Here is a 17,453-nt window from a genome sequence, read left to right as displayed (position 1 = left end):
CGATGCGCGGTTTTCTGTTCCACGTGGAACAATGCTGATAATCATCAACGATGGTTTCACGTGGAACATGCGCAGGCGCAAAAAGCGGAGTAAGCTCGTTGAACCTTCTCTCCTGGGAGTTCGCATGGCCGCCTTTCAGTTTCGCACCATCCCCCATTTGATCAGCGAACCAGGCGCCAGCAGCCAGCTTGGCACACATATAGGCCTGCACTTTCCCACCGTGCGGCGGGTACTGCTGGTGACCGATCCCGGCTTCCTGTCCACGGGGCTGGTCGATACGCCACTGCGCAGCTTGCAGGAAGCGGGCATCGAGGTGCATGTCTTTTCCGATGTGCAAGCCGATCCGCCGGAAGCCGTGGTGCTGGCGGCCGTGGAGCAGGCACGATTGTTTCACGTGGAACTGGTGATCGGCCTCGGTGGCGGCAGTTCGATGGACGTGGCCAAGCTGATCGCCGTGTTGGCGCCTGGTGGGCAGGCACTGAGCGAGCTGTATGGCATCGGCAAGGTACAAGGCTCGCGTCTGCCATTGGTGCAAGTACCCACCACCGCCGGCACAGGATCGGAAGTGACGAATATTTCCATCGTCACCACGGGCGCCACCAGCAAGATGGGCGTGGTGGCGCCACAGCTGTATGCGGACCTGGCCATCCTCGACGCCCGCCTGACCCTGGGCCTGCCGCCAGCCGTGACGGCCGCCACCGGCCTCGATGCGATGGTGCATGCGATCGAGGCCTACACCACGGCGCATCTAAAAAACCCGCTGTCCGACATGCTGGCGCGGCAAGCCCTGTCGCTGTTATCAAGTAACCTGGTGCGCGTGTGCCGCCACGGCCAGGACTTGGCGGCGCGGCAAGCCATGCTGCTGGGCGCCATGCTGGCCGGCCAGGCGTTTTCGAATGCGCCGGTGGCGGCCGTGCACGCCCTCGCCTATCCGATCGGCGGCATGTTTCACGTGCCACATGGCTTGTCGAACGCGCTGGTGCTGCCACACGTGCTGCGCTTCAATCTTGGCCACGCCATACCGTTGTATGCGGAACTGGCGGCCATCGTGGCGCCACAGGCAACGGGCAGCGAAGAGGCGCGCGCGCAAGCGCTGATCGCCGCACTGCAGGCGCTGGCGGTGGAGACCGGCATCGTGCGTACCTTGCGCGACGTGGGGATTGCCAAAGCGGACCTCGATGGGTTGGCCGAGGCCGCCATGCAGCAGACGCGCTTGCTGGGCAATAATCCGCGCACCGTCACCTTGGCCGACGCACGGGCCATCTATGCGGCCGCATGGTGAGCCAGCATACCGACATACCACATCACGCTGGTACACTGACGCCATGAAGCCTGCAGATATCCCCATCCATCCCGACGCCACCGTGTTTCCCTACGCGGGCTGCGCCGGTTGCCATGACAGCGCGCCGCTGTCGTTCGCGTTCGAGTACGCCTATCAGCCCATCGTCGACGTGGCCACGCGCAGCATCTATGCCTACGAGGCGCTGGTGCGCGGCCCGAATGGCGAAAGCGCCGCCAGCGTGCTGGCACAGGTGACGGACGAAAACCGCTACCGCTTCGACCAGGCTTGCCGCGTGAAAGCCGTGGCGGGCGCCGCGCGCCTGGGCATGCAGGAGTTCCTGTCGATCAATTTCCTGCCGAATGCCGTGTACCGTCCCGAGGTCTGCATCCGCAGCACACTGGAAGCGGCGCGCGCGCATGACTTTCCCACCGACAAGATCATCTTTGAAGTGACGGAAGGCGAACGGGTGCAGGACCGCCCTCACCTGGTCAATATCTTCCAAGAATACCGGCGCTTCGGTTTCCAGACCGCCATCGACGATTTCGGCGCCGGTTATGCCGGCCTGAACCTGCTGGCCGAATACCAGCCCGATATCATCAAGATCGACATGGACCTGGTGCGCGACATCGATCGTCATGCGCCGCGCCAGGCCATCGTGCGCTCGATCGCCAGCCTGTGCCGCGAGCTGGGCATCAAGGTGCTGGCCGAAGGCATCGAGACGCGTGCCGAACGCGACTTCCTGGCCAGCTGCGGCATTGCGCTGATGCAGGGTTACTGGTTTTCAAAACCCGTGTTCCAGGGACTGGCGCAGATATCCGACAGCGCCTGGAATTGAAAAGGGCCACGTGAAACGTGGCCCTTTCCTTGTGGACCTGCCGCCTTAATCAGGAATGTTCACCACCGCACCCGTCAAAGTGATGCTGTTGGCTGCCGTGGGCGCGGCGGCAATTGACGGTACATTCAGGTTGGTGATCGGCGTGCCGGCGTCTGGCCGCGTCACCGTGCGCACCACTTGCGACGGCGGCAGGGCCTGGTTCGACCGCAGGTGCGCATACATGGCGTCGAGCGCGCGATTCAGGTACACATGCAGCGGCACCACCAGCGTCGGCAAGGCGCTGCTGAAGGAATCGAAGTGGTTGGCGTTGGTGACCTCGATATAGCGCAGCTTGCTGTTGGCGCCCTCCACCGCCGCGTTCAAACCGAGGTAGGCACGCGAGGCGTGGTTGACGGGAATCAGGGTATCGCTGCGGCCCTGGACGATGATCGCCGGTTTGCCGTTGAGCTTGCCTGTGGCCCGCACCTCCGCCACGCCGACGCGCACGCGCGTGCTGTGCGCGGCCAGTGTCCCGGTCAGGGCTGTACCGCTGACGGCGTCATTTCCCGTCGCCAGGCTGCGCAGGCAAAGAAAACCATCGAGCGCCTGGTCGGCCAGATTGCTCGACGGCGAGACGGCCGCCGTGTAGACCCTGGCGCCGCCCACTGCATTTTCATAGATGACATTGCCGAGGATGCCGTTTTGCGTGGCGAAGCTGGCCGCCTTCTGCGCATTGGTGTAAGCGGCGGGATTGCCCAGCGCATCGGTCTGCGCAAAGCTGAAGCCGCACACTTTATCCGTCACCGAAAATTTTCCGTAGGCATAGGCATACGTCACGGCCACCAGGATATTCGTGCCCGCATGCGAGGCATGCAGGGGGTCGGAGTCCGCCAGCCAGCCGTAGGCCTGCAAGCGCCGTTTCGCGTCCTGCTGCTGCGAGGCCAGGTCGCCGCCAGTCAATAACCCTTTGGCCACCAGCGCGGTGCAGCGTCCGGCATTGCCGGCCACCGAGGCGATGCAGGGCTGGTACAGCGCCGCATAAGTGGAATAATCGAACAGCGCGCGGCCGGGGCCGGCCACCGTCACCGCCCCCTGGCGCACGCTGTACGCGGTCGATGGCTGCGGCTGGATCTGCGGCTCGCTGGCGGCCACGCCGCTGATCAGCCCCTTCGTATCCTGCTCGGCGGCCAGCAGCGCGGCGCCGGCGCCATTGGAAATGCTCGACGCGATGGTGATGGTGTTGGCGGGCTTCAGGCGCGCCAGATGGGCAACCCCGTCGCGCGCGGTGGCGCCATGGCGCTCGTTGAGCACATAGTAGGCAAACTCCACCGCCTGCAAGGTGGCCCTGCCCCAGTCTTTCTCCGGGTTCTGTTGCGAGTGTGCATGCTTGAAGGCGATGCGGTTCGGATTTGCGCTGGCAAAGGCGGTGCGATCAGCGTCGGCCAGGTCGGGTGCGAAGATGGCGTTCTTGCCGGCGCTCGTGCGCGTGGCGCGCACACCGTTCTGCAGGTTGACGCTGTCGTCGTCGAACACATACAGGCCGGTGCCGGAACCCTTGTCGGCATAGGCCACGGCGCAGCCTTTTTTCAGCCCCCATTCGCCGGAGCTGCCGATGGCGCCATAGATGCCGCGCGAGCCGCTCGACGTACCCGTGACGATGCAGGCGCGCTCGGGATCGAAACTGGCCGGTACCTGCACCATCAGCGTGACGTTTTTCTTGCCGCTGCCATCGTCGGCATACGCTACGTATTCGCTGCCGGCGATCAGGCCTTCGCCGCCGCCCACCACGCCATTGGCATCGACATTCGGGCCGTACAGGCTGCCGTAGCCGCTGCTGGCGCCAATATCGAGCACGGCGCGGTAATTGGCGTGGATGGCGTTGCGGCGCAATTCCAGCGCGGTCGGATGCTCGGGATCGGCATACGCGGGGGCCGCCGCGGCCAGTCCCGTCTTGCCCAGGCCGGCCGTCAACAAATCATTGGTCCTGCCGTCGACATCCAGTCGGGTGATGGTGCCCAGGTAGGCCGGCAACTGGTTCAGGTCTTCGGCCGTGTGGCTGCTGCCGCAGGCCGTCAGGATCAATAGTGTGCACAAGCTGCCGCCGGTGCGCAGGATGGTGGTGGTCATAGCTGTTCTCCATTCATTGATGAGGTAACGCTAAAAACGGTCTCCAGATAAAAAAAGCCGGACTTGCGTCCGGCCTTGCTTGCTGCTTGCAACTCAGGCTGCTGGCTTGGCTGCCCTGCCGCCGAAACGGGCGATCGCCTCGCCCACGATACCGCGCCGGAACATCAGCACGCAGATCACGAAGATGATGCCGGTCACGATGCCCACCGACTCACCCAGGGTACCGAACCATTCCACGCCCGTGTGCGTGGCCAGGTAGGTGCCGAGGTCGCCCAGCTTGTTTTCCAGGGCAATGATCAGCACCGCGCCGATGATCGGGCCGGCCAGGGTGCCCATGCCGCCGACCAAGGTCATCAGCACGACCAGGCCCGACATGCCCCAGTAGACATCGGTCAGGGTTTCAAAGCCCAGCACCAGGGTCTTGGTGGCGCCGGCCAGGGCCGCCAGCGAAGCGGACAAGACGATGGCCGTCAGCTTGTACTTGTTGACGTCGTAGCCCAGGGAGATTGCACGCGGCTCGTTTTCCTTGATCGCCTTGAGCACTTGCCCGAACGGCGAATGGATGGTGCGTACGATCAGGGCGAAGCCGGCGATAAAGATGGCCAGCACCACGTAGTACAGCACGGTGTCATTGCCGAGGTCGATGGTGCCGAGCAGTGTTCCACGTGGAACACCTTGCAGACCATCTTCGCCACCCGTGAACGGCAGGCGCAGCGCCAGGAAGTACACCATCTGCGCCAGGGCGAGCGTGATCATGGTGAAGTAGATGCCCTGGCGGCGGATCGCCAGGCCCCCCATCACCAGGCCCAGCAAGGCGCCGGTGGCGACACCGGCCAGCAAACCGAGTTCCGTCGGCCAGCCCCAGGTGCGCAAGGCGTAGCCGGTGACATAGCCGGCGCCGCCGAAAAACGCCGCATGGCCGAACGACAGCAAACCGGTATAGCCGATCAGCAAGTTGAAGGCGCAGGCAAACAGGGCAAAGCACAGCAACTTCATCAGGAAGACCGGGTAGCCGTAAAACGGTGCGGCCAGCGCCAGCGCCAAAGCGACTGCGTAGCCTACATTCTTATTCATCGTGATTGCTCCAATACATGACTGATGAGGATTACTTTTCTTTGCCGAACAGGCCGGCCGGACGCAGCAGCAGCACGATGACCATCACCACGAACACCACGGTGGCCGAACCTTCCGGGTAGAACACGCGGGTCAGGCCCTCGATCACGCCCAAGCCCAGGCCCGTCAGGATCGAACCCATGATGGAACCCATGCCGCCGATCACCACCACGGCGAACACGACGATGATCAGGTTCGAGCCCATCAGCGGCGAGACCTGGATGATGGGCGCCGCCAGCACGCCGGCAAAGCCGGCCAGCGCCACGCCGAAGCCGAAGGTCAGAGTCACCATCAGCGGCACGTTGATGCCGAACGCTTCCACCAGTTTCGGGTTTTCCGTGCCGGCCCGCAGGTAGGCGCCCAGTTTGGTTTTTTCGATCACGAACCAGGTCGCCAGACACACGACCAGCGAAGCGACGACCACCCAGGCGCGGTAGTTCGGCAGGATCATGAAGCCCAGATCGGTGGCGCCGGCCAGCAATTCCGGCACGGCGTAGGGCTGGCCCGACACGCCATAGAAGGAACGGAACACGCCTTCGACGATCAGCGTGATGCCGAAGGTCAGCAGCAAGCCATACAAATGGTCGAGCTTATAGAGCCAGCGCAGCATGGTTTTTTCGATCAGGATGCCGAAGGCGCCGACGATGACCGGGGCGATCACCAGCATGGCCCAGTAGCTGATATCGAAATAGCTCAGGCCCATCCAGGCCAGGAAAGCGCCCATCATGTACATGGCGCCGTGCGAAAAATTAATGACGTTGAGCAGGCCAAAGATGACGGCCAGACCGAGGGACAACATGGCATAGAACGAGCCGTTGACGAGACCCAGCAGCAGCTGGCTCATCATCGCTTGTAATGGAACGCCGAAAATTTCCATGGCATCACAGTATAAAAAGCACCGCCGGACGACGGTGTGGTGTCAAGGGAGACGCACGGCCACGCCTGGGCGCGGCGGCGCAAGGTGAAACATGGCCAGTGCGAACGGCCACGACAGCACTGCCCGCGTGGCATGGCGCCAGGCGGGCAGTGCCGTTAGTTTATTTCCAGAGCGAACACTTCGATTCGGCCTTGGTCAGGTACGCCTGCGCGCCCGGCACGGTGGCCACCACCTTGTAGTAATCCCATGGGTATTTCGACTCGGCCGGCTTTTTCACTTCCATCAGATACATGTCGTGCACCATGCGGCCGTCGGGACGCACTTCGCCGTTCTTGGTGAACATGTCGTTGATCTTGGTCTTTTTCAGGTAGGCCATGACCTTGTCGGAATCGTCGGTACCGAGCGCCTTGACGGCTTTCAGGTAGTTGCTTGCTGCCGAGTAGTCGGCGGCCTGCAGCATCGACGGCTCTTTCTTCATCTTGTCGAAATAGCGTTTCGACCAGGCCCGCGTTTCCGGATTCAAATCCCAGTACCAGCCATCGGTCAGGTACATGCCCTGCGTCAGGTTCAGGCCCAGCGAATGGATGTCGTTGATAAAGATCAGCAAGCCCGCCAGCCTGACATTTTTCGACACGCCGAATTCATTGGCGGCCTTGATGCTGTTGATGGCGTCGCCACCGGCATTGGCCAGGCCCAGGATCTGTGGCTTGGCCGCTTGCGCCTGCAGCAGAAAGGACGAGAAGTCGGAGGCGCCCAGCGGATGCTTGACGCTGCCCAGCACCTTGCCGCCGGCCGCCTTGACGACCTCGGCCGTGTCTTTTTCCAGCGAGTGGCCAAACGCATAGTCGGCCGTCATGAAATACCAGTTCTTGCCGCCCTGCTTGACGATGGTGCCGCCGGTGCCGCGCGCCAGCGCCACGGTGTCGTAGGCGTAGTGCACGGTGTACGGCGAGCATTCTTCATTGGTCAGGCGCGAGGAGCCGGCGCCGATGGCAACGAAGATTTTTTTCTTTTCGGCCGCGACCTTGGCCATCGCCAGGCTGGCGCCGGAATTGGTGCCGCCGATCAGCATGTCCACGCCCTGCTGGTCGAACCACTCGCGTGCCTTGGAGGCGGCGATATCGGCCTTGTTCTGGTGGTCGGCGGAAATGAATTCCACTTTCTTGCCAGCCAGGACCACGCCGGCGTCGGCGATCGCCATCTTGATGGCTTCGGCGCCACCCAAGCCATCGACGTCGGAATAGACGCCCGACATGTCCGAAATAAAACCGATCTTGATGGTGTCGCCCGAGACCTGGGCGTGAGCGAAGGAGGAAAAGCCCACTGCGCAAATGGCAGCGGTGGCAATGGCGATAGCGTTACGTTTCATGGTGTCTCCGTTGGAAATTATTGTTTGCTATTGAATTCGATCGCTCGCACTACACGCCAAGCAGCTCGGTCAGTACCGGCATCTTGGCCTCCAGTTCGGATGCAGCAAAAGTCTCGACGATCTGACCATGCTCCATCACATAAAACCGGTCCGCCAGCGGTGCGGCAAACCGGAAATTCTGCTCCACCATAACGATGGTGTATCCCTTCGCTTTCAGGGTGGTGATCATGCGCGCCAGGCCCTGCACGATGACGGGCGCCAGGCCTTCCGAAATTTCATCGAGCAGCAGCAGGCGCGCGCCCGTGCGCAGGATGCGCGCCACGGCCAGCATCTGCTGTTCGCCGCCGGACAGGCGCGTGCCCTGGCTGTGGCGGCGCTCCTGCAGGTTGGGGAACATGGCGTAGATTTCCGCCACCGACATGCCCTTCTCGCCGCTGGCCAGGTTGGGCGGCAGCATCAGGTTTTCTTCCGTCGACAGCGAAGAAAAAATGCCGCGCTCCTCGGGACAATAGCCGATGCCCAGGTGGGCGATCTTGTGCGTGGCCAAACCGATCGCTTCGACGCCGTTGACCTTGATCGAGCCGGTGCGCGCGCCCGTCAGGCCCATGATGGCGCGCAAGGTGGTGGTGCGGCCGGCGCCATTGCGGCCCAGCAAAGTGACCACCTCGCCCTGCTGCACTTTCAGGTTCACATCATGCAAGATGTGCGACTCGCCATACCAGGTTTGCAGCTGCGAAATTTCCAGCGCCGGCGCTTTGTTTGCAGACGTCATCAATGCGCTCCTTCCAGTTCGGCGTGGGTGGTGCCCATGTACGCTTCCATCACCTGCGGATTGCGCGACACTTCCGCATAACTGCCCTCGGCCAGCATGGCGCCGCGCTGCAGCACGGAAATCTTGTCGCAGATACCGGAGACCACGCTCATATTGTGTTCCACCATCAGGATGGTGCGGCCGGCCGAGACCTTCTTGATCAGCTCGGTGACGCGGTGCACGTCTTCGTGGCCCATGCCCTGCGTCGGTTCATCGAGCAGCATCATTTCCGGCTCCATCGCCAGGGTGGTGGCGATCTCGAGCGCGCGCTTGCGGCCGTATGGCATGTCGACCGTGATGGTGTCGGCAAACTCGGTGAGATCAACCTCGGCCAGCAAGGCCATGGCGCGGTCGTTGAGCTGGTTCAAGGCGCGTTCGCTTTGCCAGAAATAAAACGAGGTACCGAGCTGGCGCTGCAAGCCAATGCGCACATTCTGCAGCACCGACAGATGCGGGAAGACGGCGGAAATCTGGAAAGAACGGATCACCCCCATGCGGGCGATCTGGGCCGGTTTCGCGGCCGTGATATCTTTTCCATTGAACAGGATCTGTCCGGAAGTGGGAACCAGGAATTTCGTGAGCAGGTTAAAACACGTGGTCTTGCCGGCGCCGTTAGGGCCGATCAAGGCGTGGATATGGCCGCGTTCCACTTGCAGGTTCACATCGCTCACAGCGGTGAAGCCCTTGAATTCCTTGGTCAAATTTCTTGTTTCCAAGATGATGTTTGACATCGTGTCTCCTAGTTGTACTTTTTGTACTACTTAGTCTTTTTTATAATACACAACTTGAATTTGCCGCACAATACAGTATAACTACGGGGATTTTCGCCTCGCTATCCTGCTGCAAGCAAGTTCAAACCGTCTCGGGTTTCCAGCATTTTTGTATCATGTGCGCCGCCTTTTCCGCGATCATCACGGTCGGCGAGTTGGTATTGCCCGAAGTGATATACGGCATGATGGAGGCATCGACCACGCGCAAGCCCGCCACGCCGATCACCCGCAACTGGCTGTCGACCACCGATAAAGGATCGCTGGCCAAGCCCATGCGGCAAGTACCGACCGGATGGAAAATCGTCGTGCCGATCTCGCTGGCCGCCTGCACCAGCTCGGCTTGCGTCTGGTAATGCGGACCCGGCCTGTATTCCTGCGGCGCAAACCGCTGCAAGGCCGGCGCGGCGACAATGCTGCGCGTCAGGCGCAAGGCGTCCGCCGCCACCTGGCGGTCTTCCGGCGTACTCAGGTAATTGAGGGCAATGCTTGGTGGCGCATAACTGTCGTTCGACGCCAGTTGTACTTGTCCGCGCGAGGTCGGGCGCAGATTGCAGACGCTGGCCGTAAATGCGGGAAACGCATGCAAGGGCGTGCCGAATTTGTCGAGCGACAAGGGCTGTACGTGATATTGCAGATTCGGCGTGGCCTGGCCCGGGTCGGAGCGGGCAAACGCGCCCAGCTGCGACGGCGCCATCGACATCGGCCCGCTCTGGAACAGCGCATATTGCAAGCCGATCTGCATCCTGCCCAGCAAATTGCCAGCCATCATGTTCAAGGTTTTCACGCCCTGCACCTTGAACACCATGCGCAGCTGCAAATGATCCTGCAGATTGCCGCCCACGCCAGGGGCGTCGACCATGGGCGCGATGCCATGTTGCCGCAGCAAGGCGGCCGGACCGATGCCGGACAATTGCAGCAGATGCGGTGAACCGATGGCGCCAGCCGTCAGCAGCGTTTCGCGCCGCGCCGTCGCCTGCCACTGCGTGCCGCCGCCCGTAAACGTGATGCCGGTGCAGCGCGGACCGTTATCCGAGGCGCTGATCTGCAGCCGTTCCACGTGGCAGCCCGTCATGATGGTCAGATTGGGCCGGCGCGAGGCTGGCTTCAAGAACGCTTTCGAGGTATTCCAGCGGATGCCGCGGCGCTGGTTGACGTCGAAATAGCTGCTGCCGCTGTTGTCGCCGCGATTGAAATCCGGCGTTTTCGGGATGCCGACCTGTTCCGCCGCATCACGGAAAGCGTTCAGGATATCCCATGACAAGCGCTGTTTTTCCACCCGCCATTCGCCGCCGGCGCCGTGGTGGCTCGATGCGCCGCCATGATAATCCTCGCTTTGCCGGAACAGCGGCAGCACCTGGTCCCAGCCCCAGGACGCGTCGCCGGCGAGCTCGGCCCAGCGGTCATAGTCCTGTGCCTGGCCGCGCATATAGATCATGCCGTTGATGGACGAGCTGCCGCCCAGCACTTTTCCACGTGGATAAATCAGGCTGCGCCCGCCCAGGCCAGCATCGGCCTGGGTGGAATACAGCCAGTCGGTGCGCGGATTGCCGATGCAATGCAGGTAGCCGACGGGAATGTGTATCCACACATAGTCGTCCTTGCCGCCCGCTTCCACCAGCAAGACGGTGGCGTTCTGGTCGCGCGTGAGCCGGTTGGCCAGCACGCACCCTGCCGTACCGCCACCGATGATGATGTAGTCGAATTCGCCTGCCGATTCCAATGAAGCTCCTTTCGGTAATACTTTCGAGGGTGGGCGGCGTGTCTCCTCGCCGCTTGCCATTACCAGAGTCTGTTCGTGCATGAGTCGCAAAGCAGATTACCACCAGTGTCCTTGCTCGGCGACATTAATTGCTCAGCCTGCGCAATCCGTGCTCAAAAACACCCTTTCCAGCTGTGGATAAGTGTATGGATATCCACAGGTACACTATGTGCGTAAACGAAAAATTTTTCAGGGACGATTTTTTTGTCCCAAAACTGTTCAGCTGTCATACAACCCTTGCCCAGCGTTTATACGCGCGCCAAGTTTTTGTTTACAAGGATAAATCTGTACTTATCCACAGGAAAGTCCTGCGTTAACTACTATTACTATTCTTGTATACGATCTTGTTAGGGTAAACCTGGTCACGCGCAGTTGGCCTCGCCATGGCTAATCCGTTTGATGCAGCTCTGGCCCAGCTAAAAAAAATCGCGCCAACACTGAGCCAGCAAAAAGCGGCAAGCCAGCACGACAACGTCGAGACTGCCAAACCGTCTTGCGGGAAACGACGCGCGAACGAACGCCTGCCGACGGATCAGGCAAGGTCTGCACAGTGCAAAAAAGGGAATTTTCAGAACGGTTGTGGATAAGTCAGTCGATATCCACAGGATGACTTGTGCGTAAACATGAAGTTAACGCAGCGCCGATATTTTATACAATTTTGCTCCTTCGGCGATACAGGCTTTATGCAGGCTTTTTTTTTCGCGTAAACGATTGATCCTGTTGAAAAAAAACGACTTATCCACAGAAAGATCGACGTTTACTATTACTACTATTTTTATATATGAATCTATTGTAAACCGACAAAAAAACGCAAACCTCGCCGTTTTTTCCAAAAACCGGCAAATAGCGCAAAAAAAAAACGTTAACGGCGACGCTGACAGTCACTGCCAAACCGTCTGCAGGAATCCGTAGTCGACCTTGGCCAACATGCTGGCCAGCCATCCAGGTGCGCCAACAGCACGGCGGCAACCGTGAAAACCGTGGTTTTTGCTGCCTGGTGTGGATAACTGCCTGTATATCCACAGGATGAGATGTGGGAAAAGTCGTTCTTTGTCCACAGGCGAACTTTTATCCCAAACAAGTCCGGCCTCGATACAATGCTTATGCAGCGCCTTTTTTAGGGCCTAAGTGCTTGTTAACGCGACGGTATACCGACTTATCCACAGAAAAACACGCGTTTACTATCACTACTATTTTTATGTATACCTCTTTATTTAAAACACAGAAACAAACGCGAACGGTGGAAAAGCGCCGTCAACGGCTTCGGTTAACGTTTTCAATCCCGCAAAACCAGTGAAAAACACATGAATACAGACAAAAAAATGCGTTTGGGGATCATCAGCGCCTTGCATGAAGAACAGCAGGGGCTGGTAGAAGCCATGCAAGGGGCCGTCACGCGTTCGCACGGCATGCGGGTCTACACCCTTGGACAGCTGTGGAATATCGACGCTGTGTGCGTCCTGTCGCGTCTGGGCAAGGTTGCCGCCGCCATGACGGCTTCTTTGCTTGTGGAAAAGTTCGGAGTTACCCACATCGTCTTCACCGGCGTGGCCGGCAGTGGGGATAAATTGGTGAAAGTAGGCGATATCGTGGTCGCCGAAGCCCTGCTGCAGCACGATATGGATGCGCGCCCCCTGTTTCCCCGCTTCGCAGTGCCGCTGACAGGCTTGCAGCGCTTTGCCACCGACCTGGCGTTGAGCGAACAACTGGCCGGCGCCGCCCAGGATTTTTTGCGCGAGGATGCGCAAGCAGTGCTCGATCCGCTGGAAATTGCACAATTCAATTTGCAGCAACCGCAGGTGCACCGTGGCCTGATCGCCAGCGGCGACCAGTTCATCGGCAGCGCCGCCCATGTGAACCAGTTGAAAGCGGATCTGCCTGACCTGCTGGCCGTCGAAATGGAAGGCGCGGCCGTGGCGCAAGTGTGTTTCGAACTGGGCGTGCCGTTTACCATCATGCGCACGGTGTCGGACAACGCCAATGAAGAGGCGGCCGTCGACTTCATGCGCTTCGTGCACAGCGTGGCCTCGCGTTATGCGTTTGGCACGATCAAACGGCTGTGCCAGCGCCTGGCAGAATGATTGGCTCAAAAAAAAGGCAGAACCCGCAGGTTCTGCCTTTTTAAAGCGCCATCAATTGAACACTGAGCTTACACGCTCAGCATCATCAGGCTGGCATTGCCGCCGGCCGCCGTCGTATTCACGCACAGCGCCCGCTCGGCGACCAGGCGCCACAGCGGGATGGCGGAGTCAGCCGTCGTCGCTATGGTGCCCACCACGGCCCCTTCACGGGCCGCCAGCAGTGGTTTGAGCTCGCCGGCCAGTGCCGCTTCGATCATGGCGATCTGGAAATCGTGTTTGCCCGACGAAATATCCGTAATGACCTGGATGCGGTCTTTCAGGGCCGCCGGCAAGTCGGCCGGGATCAGGCTGACGGATTGCGCCAGCACCAGCGCCTGGTTACCGGTCGCCAGGACCGCCGCCAGTTGGTTGATCAGCACACCGGAGGTGGCGGCCGCGCACAGGATCGTGCCGCGCGCGGCAAAGCTCAAGGTATTGCGTTCGCCCGTCGGGCCCGGCAAGACGATGGTGCTGCCCAGCAAGGTGGTGCGCGTGTATTCCTGGGCCAGCTGCATCACCTGGTCGTGGCCGTGCATCTTGGCCCAGACGATCAGCGCGTCGAGCGCCGGCGCCGCCTGGCGCTGGTGCTGCGCCCCCGCCGGCGCATTGCGCTGCAGGCGTTTCAAATACAGCGGGCCGCCCGCTTTCGGGCCGGTGCCCGACTTGCCTTCGCCGCCGAACGGCTGCACGCCGACCACGGCGCCGACGATATTGCGGTTCACATAGATATTGCCCACATGCGCGCGCTGGGTGATGAAGTCGATGGTTTCATCGATGCGGGTATGGATGCCCAGGGTCAGGCCATAGCCGCTGTCGTTGATCGACTGCACCAGCTGCGGCAAATGGGCGCGCTGGTAGCGGATCACGTGCAGCACGGGGCCGAACACTTCCTGCGTCAGCTGGTCCAGCGACTTGATTTCCAGCACGGTCGGCGCGACAAACGTGCCTTCCACGGGCGGCAGGTCGAGCGAGAAATGGTCGATCGCCACGGTTTTCATGCGGTTGATATGGGCCAGCAGATTGCCTTGCGCTTCGGCATCGATGACGGGGCCGATATCGGTCGCCAGGCGATCAGGATTGCCGACGCGCAGTTCCTGCATCGCGCCCTTGAGCATCCTGATGGTTTTATCCGCGATTTCTTCCTGCAGGAATAATACGCGCAGGGCCGAGCAGCGCTGGCCGGCGCTGTCGAACGCCGACGACATCACGTCCTGTACCACCTGTTCCGGCAAGGCCGAGGAATCGACGATCAGCGCATTCTGGCCGCCGGTCTCGGCGATCAGCGGAATATCGAGGTTTTCCGCCACGGCGCGCGCGGCCAGGGTGCAGTTGATCAGCTGCGCCACTTGGGTCGAGCCGGTAAAGATCACGCCTTTGACACGCGCATCCTGGCACAGGGCGGCGCCCACCACTTCGCCGCTGCCGGGCAGGAACTGCAGCGCGCCGCGCGGCACGCCCGCTTCGTGCAGCAGTTGCACGGCGCGCCAGGCGATCAGCGGCGTCTGCTCGGCCGGCTTGGCCAGCACCACATTGCCGGCCGCCAGCGCGGCGGCGACCTGGCCCGTGAAAATGGCCAGCGGGAAATTCCACGGACTGATGCAGGTGACCGGGCCCAGCGCCACGGTGGCCGACGCATGGTCGACCTCGGCCGCGTAATAGCGCAAGAAATCGACCGCTTCGCGAATTTCCGCGATCGCGTTCGGCAGCGACTTGCCCGCTTCGCGCACGGCCAGCGCCATCAGCTCGACGTGATGCTCTTCGAACAGGTCGGCCGCGCGGCGCAGCGCATGGGCGCGCAAGGAGGCTTCCGTGCCCTGCCATGCGGGAGCGAAGGCGCTGGCGGCGGCCAAGGCCGTTTCCACGTCGGCCGGGCACGCTTCAGCGACCTTGCCGACCTGGTCGTCGTGGCGCGCCGGATTGCAGATATTCAAGGTTGGCGCATTCAGGCTGACGGCGCCGTCGATCAGCGGCGAGGCCTGCCAGGCATGCGGCTGCGCCAGGCCATCGGCCAGCGCGCGCAAGGTATCGTCGTTCGACAGGTCGATGCCGGCGGAATTCTTGCGCTCGCCACCGAACATGGCCAGCGGCAAAGGGATCGCCGGATGCGGCAAGCCGCCCTGCAGCCGCGCTTGCTCCAGAGGATCGCGGATCAGGCTGTCGATGGCCACGTTTTCGTCAACGATCTGGTTGACGAAAGACGAGTTGGCGCCGTTTTCCAGCAGGCGGCGCACCAGGTAGGCCAGCAAGGTTTCGTGCGAACCGACCGGCGCATAGATGCGGCACGGCTTGTCGAGGTTGGCCGGACCCACCACCTGGTCGTACAGGGTTTCGCCCATGCCGTGCAGGCACTGGAATTCATAATCGGTAATGCCGTCGCGCCTGGCCCAGGTGTAGATCGTTGCCAGCGTCTGCGCGTTATGCGTGGCGAACTGCGGGTAGATCAGGCTGCTGGCGGCCAGCAGTTTTTGCGCACACACCAGGTACGAGACATCCGTGTAGACCTTGCGCGTGTAGACCGGATAGCCGTCCTGGCCATCGACCTGGGCGCGCTTGATTTCCGCATCCCAATACGCGCCCTTGACCAGGCGCACCATGAATTTGCGGCCGCTGCGCCTGGCCAGGTCGATCAGGTAATCGATGGCAAACGGGCAGCGTTTCTGATACGCCTGCACCACATAGCCGATGCCGTCGAAACCGGCCAGATCGGCGTCAAACGCCAGTGCTTCCATCAGGTCGAGCGACAATTCCAGGCGGTCGGTCTCTTCCGCATCGATATTGAAGCCGATGTTGTACTGCTTGGCCAGCAGCAGCAGCGCTTTCACGCGCGGCAGCAACTCGGCCAGCACGCGGGCGCGCTGGGCGCGGCTGTAGCGCGCATGCAAGGCCGACAATTTGACGGAAATGCCGGGGCCGTTCCTGATGCCGCGGCCATTGGACGCCTTGCCGATGGCGTGGATCGCCGTTTCATACGAGGCGTAGTAGTTGGCCGCATCCTGTTCGGTCAGGGCGGCCTCGCCCAGCATGTCGTAGGAGTAGCGGTAGCCGCGGGTTTCATTGTCGTGGCTGTTTTTCAGTGCTTCTTCGATGGTCTGGCCCGTGACGAACTGGTTGCCCAGCATGCGCATGGCCAGGTCCACGCCTTTGCGGATCAGCGGTTCGCCGCCCCTGGCGATCAGGCGGGTCATGGCCGAACCGAGGCCCGATTCGCTGCTGGTGCCGACCAGCTTGCCGGTAATCAGCAGGCCCCAGGTGGCCGCATTGACGAACATCGACGGCGATTCGCCCAGATGCTTTTTCCAGTCCCCCTTGCTGATTTTGTCGGCAATCAAGCGGTCGGCCGTCTGAGTGTCAGGTATACGCAACAGCGCTTCCGCCAGGCACATCAGGGCCACACCCTCTTCCGACGATAAAGAGAACTCATGCATCAGTGCATCGACGCCGGACGCGCGTGTGCGTTTTTGGCGCACGTTTGACACAAGACGGTGCGCCAGCGCCTGGCCTTCGGCGGTGGTTTCGGTGCTGGAAGGGCGTACCTGCTGCAACAGCCACTGCACTGCGGAAACCTCGTCGCGCCTGTAGGCGGCAGTGATGGCGGCGCGTGGCGCCGTCGCTTCGGGCAGGATTTCCGCCTGGAGCGCGGCGAATGGATGCGGGGTAAAAGCCGGGTGGCCAGCAGGGTGCATAGGGACTCTTTACAAGGAAAAAGATGACGGAACCGGCGGTATTTTTTGCCCTTTTTTAGTGCAAAAGAATACAGAAAGTCGGATGTTAAGATGATTCGATTGTAAAGGGGATTCTTATGGATTAATTCTGGTAATACAGAGGGCTAGCAATAGATAGTTTTTGATGCGACAATTTAACCAAATAATATTTATTTGGGGAGTGCTTCGGATGCTGGACAAGATAAGCAAGAAAATCTTGATGGAATTGCAGAGCGATGGACGCATCAGCAATGTGGAGCTGGCCGCGCGCGTGAACCTGTCGCCGGCCGCCTGTCTCGAGCGCGTGCGCAAGCTGCATGAATCGGGCTACATCATGGGCTATACGGCCCAGTTGAATCCGCAACTGCTCGACGTGTCGCTGCTGGTGTTTATCGAAGTCGTGCTCGACCGCACCACGCCGGAAGTGTTCGACGCCTTCAAGCATAGCGTACAAATCATCCCGGAGGTACTGGAATGTCATATGGTGGCCGGCGGTTTCGATTACCTGGTCAAGGCGCGCGTGAAGGACATGGCGGCCTACCGCGAATTCCTCGGCAAGACCCTGCTGCAAAAAGGCGTGCGTGAAACCCACACCTATGCGGTGATGGAAGAAGTCAAAAATACCACCAAATTGCCGATCAAATGACCTCGGTAGCCCCTTGCCATTTTTCCGATTGAGCTAAGCGGATAAATGTTGTAGGGTGGAACTA

Annotated in this window: 13 protein-coding genes; 5 read left to right on the top strand and 8 right to left on the bottom strand. The window is 60.9% G+C overall.

Annotated features, from left to right (window positions below):
- The first annotated feature begins 124 nt into the window (after positions 1-124).
- Both ACP7B7_RS14635 and ACP7B7_RS14630 read left to right on the top strand, forming a co-directional pair.
- Positions 125-1,282 carry an iron-containing alcohol dehydrogenase gene (locus ACP7B7_RS14635; RefSeq protein WP_308923248.1) on the top strand — a complete coding sequence of 386 codons (1,158 nt, stop codon included), beginning with the start codon at positions 125-127 and terminating at the stop codon, positions 1,280-1,282.
- A gap of 43 nt (positions 1,283-1,325) precedes the next feature.
- A complete protein-coding gene (locus tag ACP7B7_RS14630) occupies positions 1,326-2,117 on the top strand; it encodes an EAL domain-containing protein (RefSeq protein WP_308923247.1) in 792 nt (263 codons plus the stop codon).
- A 45-nt stretch (positions 2,118-2,162) separates the two neighbouring features.
- Here ACP7B7_RS14630 and ACP7B7_RS14625 read toward each other — a convergent pair whose 3' ends face one another.
- From ACP7B7_RS14625 to ACP7B7_RS14595, 7 genes are all read right to left on the bottom strand, one after another.
- Positions 2,163-4,223, bottom strand: coding sequence for a 3-hydroxybutyrate oligomer hydrolase family protein (locus tag ACP7B7_RS14625; RefSeq protein ID WP_308923246.1), 2,061 nt, complete (start codon positions 4,221-4,223; stop codon positions 2,163-2,165).
- Positions 4,224-4,316: 93 nt separating this feature from the next.
- Positions 4,317-5,297, bottom strand: a complete 981-nt coding sequence (locus ACP7B7_RS14620) for a branched-chain amino acid ABC transporter permease (RefSeq protein ID WP_426077112.1) — start codon at positions 5,295-5,297, stop codon at positions 4,317-4,319.
- A 31-nt stretch (positions 5,298-5,328) separates the two neighbouring features.
- Positions 5,329-6,213, bottom strand: coding sequence for a branched-chain amino acid ABC transporter permease (locus tag ACP7B7_RS14615; RefSeq protein WP_308923244.1), 885 nt, complete (start codon positions 6,211-6,213; stop codon positions 5,329-5,331).
- Between the two features lie 160 nt (positions 6,214-6,373).
- The gene (locus tag ACP7B7_RS14610; RefSeq protein WP_308923243.1) at positions 6,374-7,582 is read right to left on the bottom strand and encodes an ABC transporter substrate-binding protein; all 1,209 of its coding nucleotides are present in this window, start codon (positions 7,580-7,582) and stop codon (positions 6,374-6,376) included.
- 49 nt (positions 7,583-7,631) lie between these two features.
- Positions 7,632-8,354, bottom strand: a complete 723-nt coding sequence (locus ACP7B7_RS14605) for an ABC transporter ATP-binding protein (RefSeq protein ID WP_308923242.1) — start codon at positions 8,352-8,354, stop codon at positions 7,632-7,634.
- Positions 8,354-9,124, bottom strand: coding sequence for an ABC transporter ATP-binding protein (locus ACP7B7_RS14600; protein WP_308923241.1), 771 nt, complete (start codon positions 9,122-9,124; stop codon positions 8,354-8,356). The genes ACP7B7_RS14605 and ACP7B7_RS14600 overlap by 1 nt, the downstream gene beginning before the upstream one ends.
- A gap of 121 nt (positions 9,125-9,245) precedes the next feature.
- Positions 9,246-10,883: a GMC family oxidoreductase gene (locus ACP7B7_RS14595; protein ID WP_426077111.1), complete on the bottom strand. Its 1,638-nt coding sequence runs from the start codon at positions 10,881-10,883 to the stop codon at positions 9,246-9,248.
- Between the two features lie 422 nt (positions 10,884-11,305).
- Between ACP7B7_RS14595 and ACP7B7_RS14590 the strand changes: the two genes are divergently transcribed.
- Both ACP7B7_RS14590 and ACP7B7_RS14585 read left to right on the top strand, forming a co-directional pair.
- Positions 11,306-11,509 (top strand): hypothetical protein, encoded by a 204-nt coding sequence (locus ACP7B7_RS14590; protein ID WP_426077110.1) that lies wholly within the window; start codon positions 11,306-11,308, stop codon positions 11,507-11,509.
- A 717-nt stretch (positions 11,510-12,226) separates the two neighbouring features.
- Complete coding sequence (locus tag ACP7B7_RS14585) at positions 12,227-13,003, top strand: 5'-methylthioadenosine/adenosylhomocysteine nucleosidase (RefSeq protein WP_426077109.1); 777 nt, start codon at positions 12,227-12,229, stop codon at positions 13,001-13,003.
- Between the two features lie 68 nt (positions 13,004-13,071).
- On the opposite strand, the gene putA is transcribed toward ACP7B7_RS14585, so the two are convergent.
- Positions 13,072-16,725 carry a trifunctional transcriptional regulator/proline dehydrogenase/L-glutamate gamma-semialdehyde dehydrogenase gene (putA, locus tag ACP7B7_RS14580; protein WP_426077108.1) on the bottom strand — a complete coding sequence of 1,218 codons (3,654 nt, stop codon included), beginning with the start codon at positions 16,723-16,725 and terminating at the stop codon, positions 13,072-13,074.
- A 208-nt stretch (positions 16,726-16,933) separates the two neighbouring features.
- Between putA and ACP7B7_RS14575 the strand changes: the two genes are divergently transcribed.
- The gene (locus ACP7B7_RS14575) at positions 16,934-17,389 is read left to right on the top strand and encodes an Lrp/AsnC ligand binding domain-containing protein (protein ID WP_010393827.1); all 456 of its coding nucleotides are present in this window, start codon (positions 16,934-16,936) and stop codon (positions 17,387-17,389) included.
- Positions 17,390-17,453 lie beyond the last annotated feature (64 nt).

Origin of the sequence: Janthinobacterium sp. PSPC3-1 (genome assembly GCF_049896105.1) — a bacterium.
GTDB lineage: Bacteria > Pseudomonadota > Gammaproteobacteria > Burkholderiales > Burkholderiaceae_D > Janthinobacterium.
The sequence above is the reverse complement of the archived record's forward strand: the minus strand, read 5'-3'. Positions and strand labels throughout refer to the sequence as shown.